General features: G+C 72.9%; 14 protein-coding genes and 1 pseudogene. 7 read left to right on the top strand and 8 right to left on the bottom strand.

What is annotated here, in order from left to right; translation table 11 throughout:
• Positions 1-24: 24 nt before the first annotated feature.
• From ACFU7Z_RS15460 to ACFU7Z_RS15440, 5 genes are all read right to left on the bottom strand, one after another.
• Positions 25-1,044: a LacI family DNA-binding transcriptional regulator gene (locus ACFU7Z_RS15460; protein WP_181970866.1), complete on the bottom strand. Its 1,020-nt coding sequence runs from the start codon at positions 1,042-1,044 to the stop codon at positions 25-27.
• A gap of 25 nt (positions 1,045-1,069) precedes the next feature.
• A complete protein-coding gene (locus tag ACFU7Z_RS15455) occupies positions 1,070-2,767 on the bottom strand; it encodes a glycoside hydrolase family 13 protein (protein WP_049650564.1) in 1,698 nt (565 codons plus the stop codon).
• Between the two features lie 112 nt (positions 2,768-2,879).
• Positions 2,880-3,785, bottom strand: coding sequence for a sugar ABC transporter permease (locus tag ACFU7Z_RS15450; RefSeq protein ID WP_380777824.1), 906 nt, complete (start codon positions 3,783-3,785; stop codon positions 2,880-2,882).
• 40 nt (positions 3,786-3,825) lie between these two features.
• The gene (locus ACFU7Z_RS15445) at positions 3,826-4,827 is read right to left on the bottom strand and encodes a carbohydrate ABC transporter permease (RefSeq protein WP_049650566.1); all 1,002 of its coding nucleotides are present in this window, start codon (positions 4,825-4,827) and stop codon (positions 3,826-3,828) included.
• A gap of 201 nt (positions 4,828-5,028) precedes the next feature.
• Positions 5,029-6,306, bottom strand: a complete 1,278-nt coding sequence (locus tag ACFU7Z_RS15440) for an extracellular solute-binding protein (protein ID WP_074004381.1) — start codon at positions 6,304-6,306, stop codon at positions 5,029-5,031.
• A 310-nt stretch (positions 6,307-6,616) separates the two neighbouring features.
• Between ACFU7Z_RS15440 and ACFU7Z_RS15435 the strand changes: the two genes are divergently transcribed.
• A complete protein-coding gene (locus ACFU7Z_RS15435) occupies positions 6,617-7,120 on the top strand; it encodes a GNAT family N-acetyltransferase (protein WP_380777823.1) in 504 nt (167 codons plus the stop codon).
• A gap of 70 nt (positions 7,121-7,190) precedes the next feature.
• Here the strand turns inward: ACFU7Z_RS15435 and ACFU7Z_RS15430 are convergent, their stop codons facing one another.
• Positions 7,191-8,258: an aldose epimerase family protein gene (locus ACFU7Z_RS15430; RefSeq protein ID WP_380777822.1), complete on the bottom strand. Its 1,068-nt coding sequence runs from the start codon at positions 8,256-8,258 to the stop codon at positions 7,191-7,193.
• 250 nt (positions 8,259-8,508) lie between these two features.
• The gene (locus tag ACFU7Z_RS15425; protein WP_079272478.1) at positions 8,509-11,523 is read right to left on the bottom strand and encodes an AAA family ATPase; all 3,015 of its coding nucleotides are present in this window, start codon (positions 11,521-11,523) and stop codon (positions 8,509-8,511) included.
• A gap of 310 nt (positions 11,524-11,833) precedes the next feature.
• Between ACFU7Z_RS15425 and ACFU7Z_RS15420 the strand changes: the two genes are divergently transcribed.
• From ACFU7Z_RS15420 to ACFU7Z_RS15410, 3 genes are all read left to right on the top strand, one after another.
• Positions 11,834-12,781: a hypothetical protein gene (locus ACFU7Z_RS15420; protein ID WP_049649515.1), complete on the top strand. Its 948-nt coding sequence runs from the start codon at positions 11,834-11,836 to the stop codon at positions 12,779-12,781.
• A 429-nt stretch (positions 12,782-13,210) separates the two neighbouring features.
• The gene (locus tag ACFU7Z_RS15415) at positions 13,211-14,734 is read left to right on the top strand and encodes an aldehyde dehydrogenase family protein (protein WP_049649514.1); all 1,524 of its coding nucleotides are present in this window, start codon (positions 13,211-13,213) and stop codon (positions 14,732-14,734) included.
• Positions 14,735-14,965: 231 nt separating this feature from the next.
• The gene (locus tag ACFU7Z_RS15410) at positions 14,966-15,289 is read left to right on the top strand and encodes a hypothetical protein (protein ID WP_049649513.1); all 324 of its coding nucleotides are present in this window, start codon (positions 14,966-14,968) and stop codon (positions 15,287-15,289) included.
• A 78-nt stretch (positions 15,290-15,367) separates the two neighbouring features.
• Here ACFU7Z_RS15410 and ACFU7Z_RS15405 read toward each other — a convergent pair whose 3' ends face one another.
• Positions 15,368-16,627, bottom strand: a complete 1,260-nt coding sequence (locus ACFU7Z_RS15405) for a serine hydrolase domain-containing protein (protein WP_380777821.1) — start codon at positions 16,625-16,627, stop codon at positions 15,368-15,370.
• An 86-nt stretch (positions 16,628-16,713) separates the two neighbouring features.
• Here ACFU7Z_RS15405 and ACFU7Z_RS15400 point away from each other — a divergent pair, with 86 nt between their 5' ends.
• The 3 genes and pseudogenes from ACFU7Z_RS15400 to ACFU7Z_RS15390 form a co-directional block, all read left to right on the top strand.
• Positions 16,714-17,223 (top strand): NUDIX hydrolase, encoded by a 510-nt coding sequence (locus ACFU7Z_RS15400; protein ID WP_049649511.1) that lies wholly within the window; start codon positions 16,714-16,716, stop codon positions 17,221-17,223.
• Between the two features lie 131 nt (positions 17,224-17,354).
• The gene (locus tag ACFU7Z_RS15395) at positions 17,355-18,197 is read left to right on the top strand and encodes a TetR/AcrR family transcriptional regulator (RefSeq protein WP_375876293.1); all 843 of its coding nucleotides are present in this window, start codon (positions 17,355-17,357) and stop codon (positions 18,195-18,197) included.
• A gap of 231 nt (positions 18,198-18,428) precedes the next feature.
• Positions 18,429-20,194 (top strand): annotated as a pseudogene (locus tag ACFU7Z_RS15390) (hypothetical protein); the annotation flags it as partial.

Genomic DNA, 20,194 nt, shown 5'->3' with positions numbered 1-20,194 from the left:
TCCGACGGCCGTGGCGGCCGGGGTTCAGCGCGCGCAGGCCCCGGTGGACCCGCGCATCACCAGTTCCGGCTGGAACATGAACTCGCCGCGCTGGGCGGCGTTCCCGCCGACCTCCTCCAGCAGCGCGTCCACCGCCGCCGTGGCCATCGCCTCGACCGGCTGGCGGATCGTGGTCAACGGCGGCTCGGTGAAGGCGATCAGCGGCGAGTCGTCGAAGCCGACCACCGACACGTCCTGCGGCACCGACAGCCCGCGCTGCCGCACCGCCCGGATCGCCCCGAGCGCCATCATGTCGCTCCCGCAGACGATCGCCGTGCAGCCCTTGTCGAGCAGCGCGCCGGCCGCCGCGTGCCCGCCCTCCACGCTGAACAGCGTGTGGTGGACGAGGTTCTCGGCCTCCTCCCGGCCGAGCCCGAGCACCTCGCGCATCGCCGCCGTGAAGCCCTCGATCTTGCGCAGCACCGGTACGTACCGGCGCTGACCGACGGCCAGCCCGATCCGCTCGTGCCCGAGTTCGGCCAGGTGCTGGACGGCCATCCACATCGCGGCGCGGTCGTCCGGCGAGATGAACGGCGCGTCGATCTTCTCGCTGTAGCCGTTGATCAGCACGAACGGCACCCCGCGCCCGGCCAGCCGGGCGTAGCGGTCGTGGTCGGCGGTGGTGTCGGCGTGCAGGCCGGAGACGAAGACGATGCCCGCCACGCCCCGGTCCACCAGCATGTCCACCAGTTCGTCCTCGGTGGACCCGCCCGGCGTCTGGGTGCACAGCACCGGGGTGTAGCCGTGCCGGCTGAGCACCTGCTCGATCACCTGGGCCAGCGCCGGGAAGATCGGGTTGCTGAGCTCCGGCGTGATCAGGCCGATCAGCCCGGCGCTGCGCTGGCGAAGGCGGGTCGGCCGCTCGTACCCGAGCACGTCGAGTGCCGCCAGCACGGTCTGCCGGGTGGCGGCGGAAACGTTCGCCTTGCCGTTGAGCACGCGGGAGACGGTGGCTTCGCTGACCCCCGCCTGCGCCGCGATGTCTGAGAGTCGCGCCGTAGTCACGGTCCCAGAGCCTATTCCAACCACGTCAGACCGCCCACCAGCCGGTGCTGTCCGGAGCGAGCACCGTCTCGCCGCCGTCCACCACGAGGTCGGTCGAGGCGAGCAGCAGCGTGCCCGGGGCCGCGATCCGCACCGGCTCGCCGGTGGTGTTCACGGTGCAGACGAAGGCGCCGCGGCGGAACGCCAGGGTGCCCTCGGGGCTCTCCAGCCACTCGACCCCGGTGCCGGCGCCGAGGTCGGGCTGGGCCCGGCGGACGGCCAGCGCGCTGCGGTAGAGCTCCAGGGTGGAGTTCGGGTCGCCGGTCTGCGCCTCGACGCTCAGCTCGGCCCACTCGGCCGGCTGCGGCAGCCAGGACGGCCCGCCGGCCACCGGGCCGAAGCCGTACGGGGCCTCGGTGCCGGACCACGGGATCGGGACGCGGCAGCCGTCGCGGTAGCCGTCCTGGCCGGCCTGGCGGAAGAAGGACGGGTCCTGGCGGACCTCGTCGGGCAGGTCGGTGACGTCCGGCAGGCCGAGCTCCTCGCCCTGGTAGACGTACGCCGAGCCGGGCAGCGCGAGCATCAGCAGGGTGGCGGCACGGGCGCGGCGCAGGCCGAGCGCCCGGTCGCCGGGGGTGCGGATCTGGGTGCCGAGGCCGGGCTCGTTGGCGAACCGGGTGGCGTGCCGGGTGACGTCGTGGTTGGACAGCACCCAGGTGGTGGGGGCGTCGACCGGGCGCATCGAGTCGAGCGAGAGGTCGATCACCTCACGCAGCGCAGCGGCCTCCCAACCGGTGCCCAGGTACTGGAAGTTGAAGGCCTGGTGCAGCTCGTCGGGGCGGACGTAGTTGGCGGTGCGCTGGACGGTCGGGGTCCAGGCCTCGGCGACGCCGATCCGCTGCCCCGGGTACTCGTCGAGGATCGTGCGCCAGCTGCGGTAGATCTCGTGCACGCCGTCCTGGTCGAAGAACGGCATGACGTCGTTGCCGAGCAGCTTCAGCTGGTCGGCGCCGCCGAGGTCGGGCAGGCCGGGGGCCTTGACCAGGCCGTGGGCGACGTCGATGCGGAAGCCGTCCACGCCCATGTCGAGCCAGAACCGCAGGATCGAGCGGAACTCGTCGGCGACGGCCTGGTTCTCCCAGTTGAAGTCGGGCTGCTCCGGGGCGAACAGGTGCAGGTACCAGTCGCCGGGGGTGCCGTCCGGGTTCTCGCTGCGGGTCCAGGCCGGGCCGCCGAAGATGGACTCCCAGTCGTTGGGCGGGAGTTCGCCCTGCTCGCCCTTGCCGGGGCGGAAGTGGTAGCGGTCGCGCAGCGGGGAGCCGGGGCCCTCCCGCAGGGCGCGCTGGAACCACTCGTGCTGGTCCGAGGAGTGGTTGGGGACGAGGTCGACGATGATCCGCAGGCCCAGGTCGTGGGCGTCCCGGATGAGGGCGTCGGCGTCCAGCAGGGTGCCGAACATCGGGTCCACGGCGCGGTAGTCGGCGACGTCGTAGCCGGCGTCCGCCTGCGGCGAGGCGTAGAACGGCGACAGCCAGACCGCGTCCACTCCGAGGTCGCGCAGGTAGGGCAGGCGGCTGCGGACGCCGGGCAGGTCGCCCATGCCGTCGCCGTTGGAGTCGGCGAAGCTGCGCGGGTACACCTGGTAGATGACCGCGTCCCGCCACCAGCCTCTGGACGCGCTGACGTTCGCCTCGTGAGCGGTGTCGGCGGCAGGCCGGGAGGTGTCGGCCAGGTTCTGGGTCATGGACGGTATCCCTTGGGGACTAGAGGAGCGGAAGGCGCCGGGACGTGGAGGCGCGTGACGACGTGGTCGGGAGCGGCGGCGTGCGGGTGGTGCGTGACGACGCGGTGGCGCGCTACGACTTGGAGGCGCCGGCGGTCAGACCGGTGACCAGGTGGCGCTGCACCAGGTAGAAGAAGGCCGCGGACGGGATCGCGATCAGCACGGCGGTCGCGGCCATCAGGTTCCACTGGGCGTCGTGCTCGCTGACGAAGGTCTGCAGGCCCACGGCCAGCGTGTACTTGTCGGAGCTGAGCATGAACGTGGAGGCGAACGGCACCTCGGCCCAGTAGGTGAGGAACGAGTAGAAGGCCGCCACCGCCAGGCCCGGGCGGGCGAGCGGCAGCACCAGCCGCCAGAAGGTGCCGAACGGGCTGAGCCCGTCGACCCGGCCGGCCTCGTCGATCTCCACCGGGATGGTGTCGAAGTAGCCCTTCAGCAGCCAGGCGCAGTACGGCACGGTGGTGGTCGAGTAGACCAGGATCAGGCCGGTGTAGCTGTCCAGCAGGCCGAGTTCGGAGAGCATCGTGTACATCGGCACGATCAGCACCGCGATCGGGAACATCTGGGTGACCAGCAGCGACCACATCAGCGGCTTGTGCCCGGGGAACTTCATCCGGGAGACGGCGTAGCCGGTGGTGGCGGCGAGCATCACGCCGAACACGGTGGTGACCCCGGAGACCAGCAGGGCGTTGCCGAACCAGGTGAAGAAGTCGGTGTCGGACAGCACGTGCTGGTAGTTCGACAGCGTCAGCTTGTCGAGGATCTGGCCGGGGTGGAGGTAGTCGGTCTTGTCCGGGCCGAGCGAGACGAACAGGATCCACCCGACCGGGAACAGCGCGATCAGGCCGGCCAGGATCAGGGTGCCGTGGGACAGCGCCCGGGCCAGCGGGCTGCGCTCGCCGCGACGGCGGACCTTGGCGGGCCGGGCCGCCGGGGCCGGGGCCGCCGCACGGGCCGGGAGTTCGGTGGTGGTGCTCATCGGGGGTACCTGCCTTCGTGGGTCAACTGGGTCCGGGGCCTCAGCCGTTGGCCTGCTCGTTGCGGGCGAGCCAGCGCCGGTAGAAGGCGGTGAAGACGATCAGGATGGACAGCAGGATCACGCCGTAGGCGGCGGACTGCGCGTAGTCCCGCGGGATCTGGCCGAAGCCGAGGCGGTACGCCCAGGTGACCAGCAGCTGGGCGTCGGGGGCGCCGGTGCCGAACAGCAGGAAGATCACGTTGAACTGGTTGAACGTCCAGATCACGCCGAGCAGCACGACCGTGGAGGAGACGGAGCGCAGCCCGGGCAGGGTGACGTACCGGAAGCGCTGCCAGGCGGTGGCGCCGTCCATCTCGGCGGCCTCGTACAGCTCGGCCGGGATCGACTGGAGGCCACCGAGCAGCGAGATCATCATGAACGGCACGCCGGCCCAGGTGTTCACCATGATCGCGGCCGCCTTCTGCGCCCACGGCTCGGTGAGCCAGCCCGGCTCGGGCAGGTGCAGGAAGGAGAGGATGCTGTTGACCACGCCGCCGTCGGCGAGCATCAGGCGCCAGGAGAAGACGGTGACGAAGGTCGGTACGGCCCACGGCAGGATGAGCAGCATCCGGTAGGCGGCGCGGCCGCGCAGCTTCTGGTTGAGCAGCAGCGCGAGGCCGAGCCCGAGGGTGTAGTGCAGGAAGACGCAGACGGCCGTCCAGGCGATGGTCCAGACGAAGTGCGACCAGAAGCGGTCGTACGAGCCCGGGCCCCACAGGATGTCGGCGTAGTTGTGGAAGCCGACGAACTGGTAGGTCGCCGGGATCTCGTTGACGCCGATCTTGCGCGCCATGTTGAGGCTGTTGGCGTCGGTGAGGGTGAGCCAGATGCCCTCGGCGAGCGGGTAGAGCACCAGCACGCCGAGCACCAGCACGACCGGGGCGATCATCGCGTAGGCGTACCAGTGCTTGGCGTAGGAGCGCTTGACGCGTTCCAGCAGGCCCGGACGCTGCTCGCGCTCCCGGCTGCCCTTGCCGGTGGCGCCCTGCACGGCGACTGACATCGTTTGCACCTTCTCGGGGGGATTCTCGGGGGGAGCCGACGGCCCGGCCCTCCGGGGGGCGACAGGTGAGGGCGGCGCCGAACGGCGGACGGCGAACAACTGACAGATGATGAAATCTGTTCTCTGTTATTCGTTCGCCGTCACGCGTTCGGCCGCTCCTCGTCCGCTGTCACCCGTCGACCGGCGGGCCGGGCACAGGGACTACTTGGCGAAGCCCGGCAGGAGCTTGGCGTAGTCGGTGGAGACGGTGTTCAGCGCGTCCTGGGTGCTCGTACCCTGGACGGCCTTGCCCAGGTTGGTGCTCAGCGAGGCGAACAGCGAGCTGTACTCGGGCAGTTCGGGGCGCGGCTTGGCGCTGCTCAGCACGGCCTGGAAGCCGGCGATGCCCGGGTCGGCCTTGACGTCGGCGGTGAAGGCGTCGGAGCGGGTCGGCAGGGTGGAGTTCTTCTGCGCGATGAACGCCTGGCTCTCGGCCGAGGTCATGAAGGCGGCGAACTTCTCCGCGGCGGCCTTGTGGGCCTTGTCGGCACCCGCGTACACGGCGATGTTGTGACCACCGGTGGGAGCGGCGGCCTTGCCGCTGGAGCCGGCCGGGACGGCGGCGATGCCGAGGTTGTTCTTGTCGGCGAAGGCCGAGCCCTTGTAGATGTTGGTGATCTCCCAGGGGCCCTGGACGATCGCCGCGACCTTGCCGCTGTTGAAGGCGTCCATCATGTGGGCGTAGGCGTCGGTGGTGACGTCGGCCTTGACGGTGCCGGGCGAGGTGAACATCGTCTTGTAGGTCTCGACGGCCTTGACGGCCTCCGGCGAGGCGACGCTGATCTTCTTGCCGGCGGCGTCGACGGTGTCGGTGCCCTCGCCGTACAGGAACGGCATCGCGTAGTAGCCGTCCGCGGCCTTCAGCCAGAAGCCGTCCACGCCGGCCTTCTCCTTGACGGCGGCGGCGTCGGTCTTCAGCTCGTCCCAGGTCTTCGGCGCCTCGGTGATGCCGGCCTTGGTGAACAGCTCCTTGTTGTAGAGCAGGCCGAGCGTGTCGGTCACCAGCGGAACGCCGTACAGCTTGCCCTCGTACTTGGCCTGCTGGATCAGGCTCGGCTGGAAGGCGGAGGTGTCGGCGGCGGCCGGGGTGCCGTCCAGCGGCTCCAGGAAGCCGGCCTTGGCGAAGGCGGCGGTCCAGCCGACCTCGGAGCGGAACACGTCCGGAGCACCCTTGGCCCCCATGGCGGTCTGCAGCTTGTTCTGCGCCTGGTCGAACGGCACGTTGACGAAGTCGACCTTGACGGTCGGGTTCGCAGCCTCGAACTTCTTGACGAGCTCCTGGTAGTTCGGCGCCTCGTTGGTGGCGTTCGACGTGTCCCAGTACGTGAGGGTGACCGGCCCGTCGGCCTTGCCGTCGGAGCTGGAGCCGCTGCTGCCACAGGCAGCCATCGAGACCGCGAGGGCCACAACGAGGGCAGAGGCCGCGATGCCACGCCGCATGAGAACTCCTAGGGAGGGTGGGGGTGCCCGAGATGTTCCGAGACAGGCGCATAATGGCTGCCTCGTGCCGACCGCACCGTTGCTGCCGTCGGGCTCGGGAAGGAAGTTAACAGCGGCGCAAGAGGGACGGAAAGTCCTTGCAGCAAGTTTCTGCAAGAAACCGCGATCGTTACGCCCGCGTGTCCTGGACGTAGCCACTCGGTAGTTGACGGTGGCACCGATTGCCCCGTTTCGCCCGATTCGCCCCTCCGTGGGCTGGCCGACGGAACCACCGTGCGTGGCCGGAAACGCTCTGCAGCAGACTGGACGCATGCGAATCAGAGCCGTCACCAGGGACGAACTTCCGCTGCTCGCCGAGCTGGAGCGGGCCGCCGGCGCACCCTTCGCCGCGATCGGCATGCCGGAGATCGCCGAGGACGAACCCCCCGCACCCGAGGAGCTGGCGCACTACCTGGAGCGGGGCGTCGCCCTGCTCGCCGAGGCCCCCGACGGAACCGTCGCCGCCTACCTGCTCGCCGAACCGGTGGACGGCGCCCTCCACATCGAACAGGTCTCCGTGCACCCCGACCACGCCCGCCGCGGCATCGGCCGGGCGCTGATCGAGCACCTCGCCGAAACCACCGACGCCCCCGCGCTCACCCTCACGACCTTCGTTGAGGTCCCCTGGAACGCCCCCTACTACGCCCGCTGCGGCTTTCGGCCGCTGGCCGAGGAGGAACTCACGCCGGGCCTGCGGGAGATCCGCCGCAAGGAGGCCGAGCACGGCCTGGACCGCTGGCCCCGGCTCTGCATGCGCCGGGACCTGCGGCCGTAGCGCCGGCCCCAGCCGGTCCTCCTGATCAGCCCTGCCGGTCGGTCCCAGCCGTCAGCCCTTCCCACCGGTCCTACTGATGGATCCCCAGCCGGAGCACGGTGGTCGAGCGGAACTCCTCCCCCGGCCGCAGCTCCGTGCTGGGGAACGCCGGGTGGTGCGGGGAGTCCGGGAAGTGCTGGGTCTCCAGGGCGATCCCGGCGAACGGCCCGTACGGGACGCCGCTCGCGCCGGTGACCGCGCCCTGGAACTTGTTCGCCGTGTAGACCTGGATGCCCGGCTCGGTGGTCAGCACCTCCAGGGTGCGGCCGCTGACCGGGTCCTCCAGCAGCGCGGCCCGCGCCGGGGCCCCGTCCGCCGGCCGGGCGCGCAGCACCCAGTTGTGGTCGTAGCCGCCGGGCCCGGCCAGCTGGGGGTGCTCGTCGTGCACCGACTTGCCGATCGGCGTGGCCGCCGTGAAGTCGAACGGCGTGCCGACCACCGGCTCGGTCCGACCGTACGGGATCTGCCGCTCGTCGGCCGGGGTGTACGCGTCGGCGTCCAGGGTGAGCAGGTGGCCCAGGACGTCGCCGCTGCCTTCACCCGAGAGGTTGAAGTACGCGTGGTTGGTCAGGTTGACGACGGTCGGCTTGCTGGTGACGGCACGGTAGGCGATCACCAGCTCGCCGGAGGCGTCCAGGGTGTACGTGACGGTGACGTCCAACGCGCCGGGGAAGCCCTGGTCCCCGTCCGGGCTGTGCAGCGCCAGCCGCACCCCGCCCTCGACCGGTTCGGCCGCCCACATCCGGTGCGCGAAGCCGTCCGGACCGCCGTGGATGGTCATGCCGCCGCCGGTCGGAGCGAGCTGGTGCTCCTCGCCGTCGATGGTGACCGACGAGCGGTCGATCCGGTTGGCGTACCGGCCCACCACCGTGCCGTAGTGCCGGGCCGGGCCGAGGATCTCGGACAACCGGTCGGTGGCCAGCAGCAGTTGGGCGGAGCGGCCGGAGCGGTCCGGAGCGCTCAGGGTGTGCAGGGTCGCCCCGAGGGTGAGCACGCTCGCCTCGTACGGGCCGGCCGTGAGCGTCCAGCGCTCGATCGCGGCACCCGCGCCCGAAGGGTCCAGGGGTTCCTGCCGCACGCTGGTGGCCTCGCTCGCCATTGGCCTGCTCCTCACTGGCGGCGGGCGTTGCACCGCGGCCGCCCGGTTCCGGGTCCGTCGAGGGGGCGCCGCGGCAGCCCCGTATCCGTCAGCCTAGCGACGGCGGCGGCAGCGGGGGCGCTTCCACCAGCCCACGCGCCGCCCCGCGCGCCGCCGTCCACCACCCGCACGCCGGGCGCGTCCGCGCACATGGCGCCGGACCCGACCGCCGGGCGCTGACCGCCGCGCCCGGCACCGGCCGGTCGCCCGCCTAGTCGTTCAGGTCCCCCAGCCGCCCCAGGTCCCGCTGCTGCGGCGGCAGCCCGAGCGCCGAGGCCAGGCCGTCCGGCCCGCTGCCCGCCTTGCGGTAGACCGCCGCCAGCCGCCGGTTGACGATTCCGATCGGCACCCCGAGCTCGTCGGCGATCCGCTGCGGCGGCACGCCCTGCACGGCCCGCTTGGCGACCTCCCACTCCGAGCTGCTGAGCGTCTCCAGGGTGTCCCGGAAGTCGCGCAGCCCCACCCGGTTGGGCCGCAGGCCGTAGTTGGCGAGCTCCTGCCGCGCCCGGTCGACCAGCCCCTCCGCCGAGCAGTGCTGGGCCAGCTCGATGCCCTGGTACAGGCACTCCTGGGCGTCGTCCAGCCGACCGACCCGGCGCAGCGCGGCCCCGAGGTCGACCAGCGCGACGGCGTGCTCGTATCCGGCCGGGGACTGCCCGAGGTACGCCACGGCCTCCTCCAGCAGCTCGACCGCCTGTCGGCCGTGCTCGATCCGCGCGTACAGCCGCAGCGCGCTGCCGATCGCCGAGGCGGTGCCGAAGGCCCGCGCGTCATGGACCGCCTTCTGGGCGTACTCCCGGGCACGCTCGGGCTCGTCGCCCGCGATCGCGATGGCGAGGTGGCCGGCCCAGGGCGCCCAGACGGTGTTGCGCCAACCGCGGATCTCCAGCTGGGAGCCCGCCTCGGTGAGCGCGGCAGCCGCGCCCGCGTTGCGGGTCTTGGCGACCAGCAGCTTGCCGTACAACGAGGCGGCGTCCGGCAGCACCATGGCGGTCGCGTGGTACGGCGGGTGGAAGCCGGAGTCGTTGGCCAGCTGCCAGGCCTCGTCGATCCGGCCGCGGGCGAGCAGGGTGTCGACCAGCACGCCGACCGCGTCCCAGGCCAGCGGCAGCATGTCCCCGATCCGCTCGGAGATGCGGTGCGCCCGGCGCAGGAAGTCCTCGGCCTCGGCGAGCAGGCCGCGGCGGAACCGGGCCAGGCCCATCAGGAAGTAGGCGAAGCCCCGGTGGGCACCGCTCCAACCGGCCACCTCGAACTGGATGATGGCGTCCGCGGCCAGCCGTTCGGCCTGGGCGATGCGGTCGTTGTAGATGTACGTGAGGCAGAGCATCGAGGGCAGTTCGAAGCCCCAGGTGGTGTCGGTCCACCCGAGGCCCTTGGGCAGCCGCCCGCCGTCGAGGACCTCGTCGGCGAGCGCGAGCGCCTCCGCGGACGGGGCGCCGCGCAGGGTGAGGTCCCAGGCGCGCATGGCGAGTACGGCCCGGGCGGAGGCCTCCTTGCCGTTCAGGCTCCGGCACATCTCGCCGAGCCGGGCGGAGCGGCCCGGGCCGTCCTCCTCGGACTTGCGGAAGGCGTGCCACATGAACGAGGCGGCCTGGAGCCGCTGACGGCCGGCCGGGTCGACGGTCTGCTCGGCCTCGCGCTGGCAGACCAGGGCGGCCTCGCCCAGCTCACCGGCGTGGGCGAGCACCTCGGAGAGCCGGAAGGTGGCGTCCACGCGCAGTTCGGGCCGCAGCGGCAGCTCGTCGGGGTCGAGGGCCAGCTTGAGCTGGTTGACGGTGGCGACGGGGTCGGTGAGCAGTGCGGAGCAGCCGAGTTCGTACATCACTTCGGCCTTGATCTCGTCGGCGGGCGGCTCGTTGAGCGCGCGGTGCAGACAGCGCTGGGCGGCCTCGGGGGCGCCGATCAGCTGGTGCTCGATGGCGGCGCGGCGCAGCTTCTTGACGATCCGGTCGTCGCCCTCGCCGGAGTGGGTCTCGACCAGGTGGCGGGAGGCGGCGAGCAGGCCGAGTCCGGCGTTCTCGATCTCGGCGGCGGCGATGCCGTGCATGCCGAGGCGGGTGGCGTCCGGCATGGTGTTGTAGATGGAGCTGGCGATCAGCGGGTGGACGAACTCCAGGTTCCCGTTGGGGGTCTGGGTCAGCACGCGCTGCTTGCGCAGCTGCTTGATGGACTCGCGGGCGCCCTCGGTGCTCTGGGTGGAGATCCGGGTGGCGAGGTCGACCCGGATGTCGGTGCCCAGCATCGCGCAGGCCCAGGCGTACCGCAGGGTGCTGGCGCCGAGCCGGTCCAGCCAGCTCTTGAGGGTCATCCCGGTGGCGTCGACGGCGAGTTCGCGCAGCTGTCGGGAGTTCTCCTCGACCGGTTCGAGCTCCTGGTCGCGGACCTGGTCGAGCAGGGCGATGACCTCGAACGGGTTGCCGTTGACGACGTTCCAGAACTCGTAGCAGAAGGCCTCCTCGGCCTTGTCGCCGAGTTCGGCACGGATCATGTCGGTGACCGAACTGAGGTTGAGGCGGTTGAGCTCGTGCCTGCGCGCCTTGAGTCCGAGGACGGCCCGGCGGAATTCCTGGGTCTCGGTGGGCCAGTCGCTCTCGTCCTCCCGGAAGGCGAAGACGAGCAGGACGGGAAGTTCACTCGATCGGATGGCGAACTTGGTCAGCCAGGAGAGTGACTCCCCGTCCGCCCAGTGCAGGTCGTCGACGATCATCACCATCGGCGCCCGGCGCGGCGCGAGCTGGGTGAGGACGTAGTCGAGGCCGTCGCGCACGCCCTGCGGGTCGAGGCGGCGGGCGCCGGCCTTGGGCTGCTTGAGGCCCATGGCCGGTCCGACGACCTCCTCCCAGGTGCCCATGACCTGGGCGAACACGTCCGGCGGCAGGTCACTGAGCACGGGCTGGAGCAGCTGCCGCAGCACGTGGTACGGATCCTTGAACTGCCGTTCTCCGCCTCGGGCGAAGAGCACGGTGGCGCCGTCGCGGAGCTTGGCGAGCCGCCGGACCTCGTGCAGCAGACTGGTCTTTCCGATGCCGGGGCGGCCGGAGAAGGTGAGCAGGTCACCGATCTCGGTGCCACCTGCGGCGAAGCCGCGGCAGAGCTGGTCCACGGCGGCCTCCACCGAGCGCAGTTCGGAGTCGCGGTCGTGCAGCCGGACCCGGGGCGCGGTGCCGTCGCCCTCGTGGGCGGAACCAGCACCCGCCCGAATTGCGTTCTCCTGCTCGGTCACCGTCGTGCCTCCGCCTCGCCCGCTCGCGTCACAGCTCCATCACTGCGTGCAGCCGAGGTTAGCGCCGCGCGGCCGTTCCCGTGGGGCATTCGTGCAGGCTGGGGCGGACGGTGAGGGTTCGGGCGGCTTGTCAAGGGCAACTGCCCTATATCCCTAACGTCCGATCATTGCATCAGATACCCTACGGCCTTCGAGGTTCGGATGATCTTGCGGAACCCACCCCCACCGCCCGCGCCTCGCCGCGTCAACTCCCCCCACCATCAGCGCTCGAACAAAAAGCGCCCCCAACCTCCGCTGCACCGGGAGTCCGATGTCTGACGACACCTCACTTCAGATTCCGTTCCCGCACCGCCGCAGTCCGCACGGCCCGCGCGCCACCGCACTGCACCGGGACTGGCTCATCCGCCACCCCCTGCTACCCGACGCCGACCACCCCGGCTACGCCCACTGGGAAGTGGTGGACCTCGCCGCGCTCGGCTACCCGGACGCCGGTCCGGACGAACTCGCCCTGGCCGCCGACCTGATGGGCTTCTACTTCCTCTTCGACGACCAGTTCGACGGCCCGCTCGGCCGCCGCCCCGCCGAAGTCGCCCCGATCTGCGAACGGCTGATCGCCGTCCTGCACGGCGCCCGCCCCGACCAGGACTCCCCGGTCGAGACCGCGTTCGCCGACCTGTGGGACCGCAGCGTCCAGGGCATGCCGGCCCGCTGGCAGGCCCGCGCCGCCTACAACTGGGAGTACTACCTGGCCAGTCACCCGGCCGAGGCGGCCGGCCGGATCTCCACCCGGCCGCCGGACCGCGACGGCTACCTGGAGCTCCGACGGGGCACCGCGGCCATGGAGACCATCTTCGACATGGTCGAACGCCTGGGCCAGTTCGAGGTCCCGGCCGCCGTCCTGCACCACCCGGTGCTGCGCCAACTCCGCCAGCTGGCCGCCGACATACCGTCCCTCAGCAACGACGTGCGCTCCTACCCGCTGGAGGCGCCGCGCGGAGACGTGAACAACCTGGTCATGATCGTCCAGCGGGAGCGGTGCTGCTCGGCCGAGGAAGCCTGCGCGGCGGTCATCGCCGAAGCCCAGCTGATGGTCGACCGCTGCGCCGAGCTGCGCGACCGACTGCCGGACGTCCACCGCGAGTTGGGACTCTCCCGGATCGAACGCGTGATCGCCGAGCGGTACGCGGACGGACTGCTGACCTGGCTGGCCGGCTACCTCAGCTGGGAGGCCCGCACCGGGCGGTACCACGCGGTCTGACCGGGCGCCCGCCCCGAACCGCCCGACGGGCGTACGGCAGCCCGCCCCGGGAGCGCCGTCCGGGCCACGCGGCGGCGTGCGGCGGCACGCCGCGGGAACGCGGCCGGAACGCGCGCCCCGCAGCGATCCGGTTCCGGGCGCCCGAGGTGATCCGCTCCGGGGCGCCCCTGGTGATCGGCTCCGGACTCCCGTCGGCACGCCCCCGGGAGCGGCCGGCGGACACACCCTCCGTACGGGCCCGGCGTACGGACCGTAGCCGCGCCGGGCGCCGGGCGGTTATCGTGCTCGACGGCGGGCGCCCGGCGGGGCGCCGGTCCGATGGCGTGTCCCACCCCTCCCGCCGGACCGCCCCCTGACCGGGCGGTCCGGCGTGCCGCCCGCGGCCCGAGCCGCGCCGACGGCACCCGACGCAGCGAGGAGACACCGAGCATGACGGTCTACCAGCCCCCCGGCACCCCCGGCAGCATCGTCGCCTACCGCTCCCGGTACGAGCACTGGATCGGCGGCGACTGGACGCCCCCGGTGCGCGGCGAGTACTTCGGCAACCCGACCCCGGTCACCGGCGAGGTGTTCACCGAGGTCGCCCGGGGCACCGCCGAGGACATCGAGGCCGCCCTGGACGCGGCCCACGCCGCCGCCCCGGCCTGGGGCCGCACCTCGGCCGCCGAGCGCGCGCAGGTGCTGCTGCGGGTCGCCGACCGGATGGAGGCCAACCTGGAGCGGCTGGCCGTCGCGGAGAGCTGGGAGAACGGCAAGCCGGTGCGCGAGACGCTGGCCGCCGACCTCCCGCTCGCCGTCGACCACCTGCGCTACTTCGCCGGTGCGCTGCGGGCCCAGGAGGGCAGCCTCTCCCAGCTGGACGAGGACACCGTGGCGTACCACTTCCACGAGCCGCTGGGCGTGGTCGGCCAGATCATCCCGTGGAACTTCCCGATCCTGATGGCGATCTGGAAGCTCGCCCCGGCGCTCGCGGCCGGCAACGCGGTGGTGCTCAAGCCCGCCGAACAGACCCCGGCCTCGGTGCTGCTGCTCGCCGAGCTGACCGCCGACCTGCTGCCGCCCGGCGTGCTCAACATCGTCACCGGCTTCGGCGAGGAGGCCGGCGCCCCGCTCGCCGCCAGTCCCCGGGTCCGCAAGGTCGCCTTCACCGGCGAGACCACCACCGGCCGGCTGATCGCCCGCTCGGCGGCCGACAACCTGATCCCGGTCACGCTGGAGCTCGGCGGCAAGAGCCCGAACGTGTTCTTCGCGGACGTCGCCGCCGCCTCGGACGCCTTCTACGACAAGGCCGTCGAAGGCTTCGCGATGTTCGCCCTCAACCAGGGCGAGGTCTGCACCTGCCCCAGCCGCGCGCTGATCGACTCCGCGATCTACGAGCGGCTGCTCGCCGACGGCCTGGAGCGGGTCCGGGCGATGCGCCAGGGCGACCCGCTGGACACCGAGACCCAGGTCGGCGCCCAGGCCAGTGTCGAACAGCTGAAGAAGATCCTCTCCTACTTCGAGATCGGCCAGGAGGAGGGCGCCAAGCTCCTGGCGGGCGGCGAGCGGGCCGACCTCGGCGGTGCGCTGGCCGGCGGGTACTACGTCACGCCGACGGTCTTCGAGGGCGACAACTCGATGCGGGTCTTCCAGGAGGAGATCTTCGGACCGGTCGTCTCGGTCACCCGCTTCGACGGCTTCGACCACGCCGTCGCCCTCGCCAACGACACCCAGTACGGGCTCGGCGCGGGCGTCTGGACCCGCAGCCTCAACACCGCCCACCGGGCCGGCCGCGCCATCCAGGCGGGCCGGGTCTGGACGAACTGCTACCACGCCTACCCGGCCCATGCGGCCTTCGGCGGCTACAAGAACTCCGGCATCGGGCGGGAGAACCACAAGGCGCTGCTGGAGCACTACCAGCAGACCAAGAACCTGCTGGTCAGCTACTCCCCCGACGCGGTCGGCTTCTTCTAGGAAGTCGGCTTCCTCCAGGAAGCGGGGCGGCAAAGCGGAGCGGGAGGCCCACCGGGACCTCCCGCTCCTCGCCACTCCCCGTGGCGGGCTCCGGGGCGATTCGCCTGTTCCGGGGATCAAAGCACATGAATGCGCCCAATTCACCGACGCGCCGCCGACATGCCCGGACGGCCCGCGCGAAAGCCGTAGACAGGACTCCCCGTACCCCAACCCCCGATCCGGGAGTCCCGCGTGACCATCGCCCCCACGAAACTCAGCGACCCCGCCGTCCGCGCCTTCGTCACCGCGGTCAACGCGGGCGACCGCGAGGCCTTCTTCGCGCTGCTCGCCGCAGACGCGACCATGTCCGACGACGGGTCCGAGCGCGACCTGGCGGACTGGGTCGACCGGGAGATCTTCGGCCCGAACGGCCGGATGGCCGTCCAGACCGAGTCGCACGGCGGCCACGCGCTGGTCGCCGAGTTCACCAACGAGACCTGGGGCACGATGCGCACCGCGTGGCGCTTCACCGTCGACGGCGGGAAGATCCGCCGCTTCGAGACCGGCCAGGCCTGAAGCGACCGGCCTGGCTCGGGGTTACCAGCCAGGCCTGGGACTACCGGCCGGGCCCGGGGCTACAGGCTGACCCCGGGGCTACCGGTCCAGCCCCAGGCACCCCCGCACCGCGCGGATCAGGTTCCGCGAGCGGACGTCCCCGGTGACACCCGGCTGCATGCCGTTGGTGACGTAGCCGAAGCCCAGCCCCAGGTCGGGGTCGGCGAAGCCGAGCGAGCCGCCCCGGCCCGGGTGGCCGAAGCTCGCCGGGGAGGCCATCGGCGCGGTCGGACCGTGCCGCCAGAAGCCCAGGCCGAAGGTGGAGTTGACGATCAGCACCCGGTCCGGCCCGCTCACCGCCGGCCCGACCGCGCGTACCAGCACCTCGGGGCCGAGCAGCGGCGGCAGCAGCGCGCCGGAGCCGTCCGCGCGGTCGGCCGCACCGATCAGCGCCGCGTAGAACCGGGCCAGCGACCGGGCGGTGCCGATGCCGCCGGCCCCGGGGATCTCGGCGGCCTGCACCGCCGGGTCGTTGAGGTCCACGCCGGGGCGCACCGAGGCGAAGGAGCGGGCGGTCAGCGAGGCCGGGTCCTGGTAGGCGTCCCGGACGGACTGCTTGGGCCGCAGCCGCAGCCCGCTCGGACCGGTCCGCGCCGCCTCCGGGGCCGGCAGGTCGACCAGCTTGCCGACCCGGGGCGCGGCGCCGGCCGGCAGCCCGATCCACAGGTCCAGCCCGAGCGGCCGGGCGACCTCCTCGGCGAAGTACTGGCCTATGGTCCGGCCGCTCACCCGGCGCACCACCTCGCCGACCAGCCAGCCGAAGGTGTACGGGTGGTAGCCGTGCGCGGTGCCGGGTTCCCAGGCGGGCTCCTGCGCGGCGACGGCGGCGGCCGCGCGCTCCCAGGTGAGCACGTCCTCCAGCCGCAGCGGCACGTCCAGCGCGGGCACCCCGGCCTGGTGCGAGAGCAGCTGGCGCACCGGGACCCGGCCCTTGCCGGCCGCCGCGAACTCCGGCCAGTACGAGGCCGCCGGGGCGTCCAGGTCGAGCAGGCCGCGCTCGACCAGCAGCAGCGCGGCGGTCGCGGTGAGGCCCTTCGTGACCGAGCGCAGCACCTGGGCGGTGCCCGCCGTCCACGGCACCGCGGGCGCCGGCCGGCCGCCGACCTCCGGCCGGGCGTCGCCGCCCCACAGGTCGACCACCTTGCGGCCGCGCACGTACAGCGCGAAGGCCGCGCCGAGCTCGCCGTAGTCGGCGAAGTTCCGTGCGAAGGCCTCCCGTACGGGCTCGAACCCCTCGGCCGTCTCGCCCCAGATCTCCACCACCGCGTGCCGTCCTCGACCAGTTCCGCTGCTTCTCATGCCATGTGCGCTCGCTTTCGATCTCCTTCGATCCTTCTTCGATCGAATTCGTTCGAACCGAGCCCCGAAACCCTAACCTGTCCCCCATGACCAACCCTGCCGAGGAACTGCTGGACATCGTCGACGAGCACGACCGCGTGATCGGGACCGCCCTGCGCGGCGAGGTGTACCGGCGCGGGCTCACCCACCGCTGCGTCTTCATCCTGGTCCGCGACCCGGCCGGACGGATCTTCGTCCACCGCCGCACCGACACCAAGCTGTTCGCCCCCGGCGCGTACGACATGTTCGTCGGCGGCGTGGTCGGCTCCGGCGAGACCTACGCCGAGGCCGCCGTCCGCGAGGCCGAGGAGGAACTCGGCGTCCACGGCGTCACCCCGCGGCCCCTGTTCAAGTTCCTCTTCGAACAGGACCGGCTCTCCTGGTGGTGCGACATGTACGAGGCGGAGTGGGACGGCCCGGTCTCCCCCCAGGAGTCCGAGGTCGCCTGGCACGCCTGGCTCACCCCCGCCGAACTCGCCGACCGCCTCACCCGCGACACCTTCGTCCCCGACGGCCTGGAGGCCTACCGCCGCTACCTGGAGCTCCGGTCCGCCTAGCGCCGCCGAGGCCTCGGAGCCGACGGTTCGGGGTGCGGGGCGGCGTGCGGGCTTCGGAGACGGCGTGCGGGCCGACGGGCGGCGCGCCCCAGGCTCCACCGGAGGGCCCGCGACGAACTAGGGTGGCGCGCATGGCCTCCCGTACGCCGTCTCCGACGGCCGACCACGCAGCACGGACCTCCGCATCCGCCGGGGCGGCGGGCGGGCGGCCGCGTCGGCGGCTGAGCGTGGACGAGCGGCGGGAGCAGCTGATCGCCGTGGCGCTGGAGCTGTTCAGCCGCCGGCCGCCGGAAGAGGTGTCGATCGACGACATCGCCGCCGCCGCGGGCGCCTCCCGGCCGCTGGTCTACCACTACTTCCCCGGCAAGCAGGCGCTGTACGAGGAGTCGCTGCGGCGGGCCGGGCAGGAGCTGTCGGCGCGGTTCGAGGAGCCCATGGAGGGGCCGCTGTCGGAGCGGCTGCACCGGGTGATGGGCCGCTACCTGGACTTCGTGCAGAGCCACGGGCCGGGCTTCGCCGCCCTGCTGCGCGGCGGCTCGGTGGCGGCCAGCGCGGGCACCTCGGCGGTGATCGACGACGTGCGCCGGGCGGCGCAGGAGCAGATCCTGGCCCACCTGGCGATCCCCGCGCCAAGCGTCGGGCTGCGGCTGACCGTCCGGGCCTGGATCGCCAACGCCGAGATCACCTCGCTGGAGTGGCTGTCCGAGCGCTCGGTGCCGCTGGCGGAGCTCCAGCTGCACCTGGTGCAGGAGTTCGTCGCGGCGCTCACCCTCACCGCCGCCCGCGAGCCGGCCCTCGCCGCCGAACTGGCCTCCTTCTTCGCCGACGAGCGCCCCGACGGCCCGACCGGGCGCCTGGTGCGGGACCTCGCGGGGCTGTTCGCCGTGCCGGGGATCGTCGAGGCGGTCACCGCGCTCGCGGCCGGCACCCCCGACGACGGGTCCGCACAGGCCACCGGGGCCGCCGCCGAGTGAGCCGCGCGGTCGGCGGATCGACGGCCGTGCCCGGCGGAGCGGTAACCGGGGTCGGCGCCGGACTCGTCGCCGCTCGCCGACCGTCCAAGTGATCATCGGGTGATCCTGCGGTTCGGTCAGGACAGTGGGCTCTGATAGGAATGAGCAGGGATCTGACGGCGCGCCGCCGCGCCGGGGCCGGTCCCACCCGAACCACCGACAGCAGACGGAGCAGAGCGGGGGGCTCACCAGGTGACCCAGGACGTCCAGTTCAGCGTGGAGGCCAATCCCTTCGCGGCAGCGGAGCAGGTCTGCGCGACCCTCGGCACCCTCACCGACGCCCTCTTCGACCAACACACCTCGCGCCACCCGGCGGCCTCGCTGAGCGCCCTGCGGACGGCCGAACACCCCGCCGCCGAGGCGCTGTTCGCCCTGCCGCTGGCCCCCAACGGCCCGGTGCACACCGCCCTCGACCGGCTCGGCACGGTGACCACCGCGGGCACCGGACGGCCGGGCACCGGCGCGCGGCTCACCGACCGGGTGGTCACCGCGCTCCAGGCCCGGTACGGCGGCGGCGCGGTGCGCGGTGCCATCGCCGACCGGGGCACCACCTCGGCCGCGCTGTTCCAGCTCCCGGTCACCGGCGAGTTCGCCGACGCCAAGCTGCGTCCGCCGTTCGCCCCCGCGCTGGCCGCGCTGGCGGCCGGGCAGCAGACCCGCCAGCCGGTCGAACTGCCCACCGGCGCGGGCGCCGAGGTCCGGCTGGTCGTACCGCCCGGCTTCCACTCGCTGACCTCCCCGGGCGGCCCGCCCGGCGTCTCCGCCCGTACGGTGCCCCCGCTGCCCGACGGCGCGGACCGGACCGGTGGCAGTGCGAGCGGTGGGAGCGCCCCGGACACCGTGGCGGCCGCCGATGAGCTGGCCCGGCACCTGGCCGAGGTCGCCGAAGAGCTGTTCAGCGCGACCGGTCCGGAGCCGCGGCGCGACTTCGCGGTGATCTCCGCCACCCTGGCCGACCTGATCCGCGACGCGGGCGTCGTGTACGCCGGCGTCTGCGCCCTGGAGCTGGACGACCGCGCCTCGGACGCCGCCCTGGTCGTCTCGCTCGCCCGGCACCCGCTGCCGATCACCGCGCTCGCCACCGAGCTGGCCACCGTCCGGCGGCACGCCGAGGTGTGGACCGTGCTGCTGCCGGCCGGACCGGCCGCCGTCCTGGTCGAGGGCCGGACCGTCCCGGTACCCGGACCGCTGGCCGCCGACGGACAGCGGCGCTGGGTGGTCACCTCGGCCGTCCAGGCCTTCGTGCCGCTGCCGGATGGCGGGACGGTGCTGTGCGCCCAGCTGTCCACGGCACGGCCGGAGGACTGGGAGCTGTACACAGAGGCGTTCGCGGAGCTGCTGAAGAGCATCCAGTTCGGCTGGGACGGCGTACCGGTCCCGGGCGCCGCGACCGCCGTCCCGGCCGCCGCGGTGAGCAGCGTTCCGACCCCGGCGCCCGCTCCCGCCCCGACCCCGTCGCCTGCCGCCACCATCGAGGAGGCGTCGGCGGAGGCGCCGGAGGAGAGGCCGGTGCACCTGCGCGGCACACCGGTACGGGTGCCTCCCGCGGACTTCAACCCCTTCGCGCCGGTCGCGGAGACCCCGGAGGTCCCCGCCGCCGGTGGGGACCAGGCGGCACCGGACGCCGAGGGCGGACCGAAGGGCACCCCGGTGATGGTCCCGCCGCCGGACTTCAACCCCTTCGCCATGGGGGGCGTCCCGGACGTATCGGGCGACGCGCCCGCCACCCAGCCTGCCGGGGCGGCTCCGGTCGCCGATCCGTTCGGCACCACGGTCGCGGCCGAGCAGAAGGCCGACCCGTTCGGCACGACTCTCCCCTCCCAGGGCCCGGCCGTCCCGCCGCCGCCCTCGACCCCGCCCGTCATCCCGGCCCAGGCACCGCCCGCCGCGGCCGCGGCGGAGCGGAGTCCGGGGCAGGGCGGGGACGCGGAGGAGCCGGCTCCGGGCAAGGGCACGCC

This window comes from Kitasatospora sp. NPDC057518, assembly GCF_042802075.1.
Taxonomy (GTDB): domain Bacteria; phylum Actinomycetota; class Actinomycetes; order Streptomycetales; family Streptomycetaceae; genus Kitasatospora.
The sequence above is the reverse complement of the archived record's forward strand: the minus strand, read 5'-3'. Positions and strand labels throughout refer to the sequence as shown.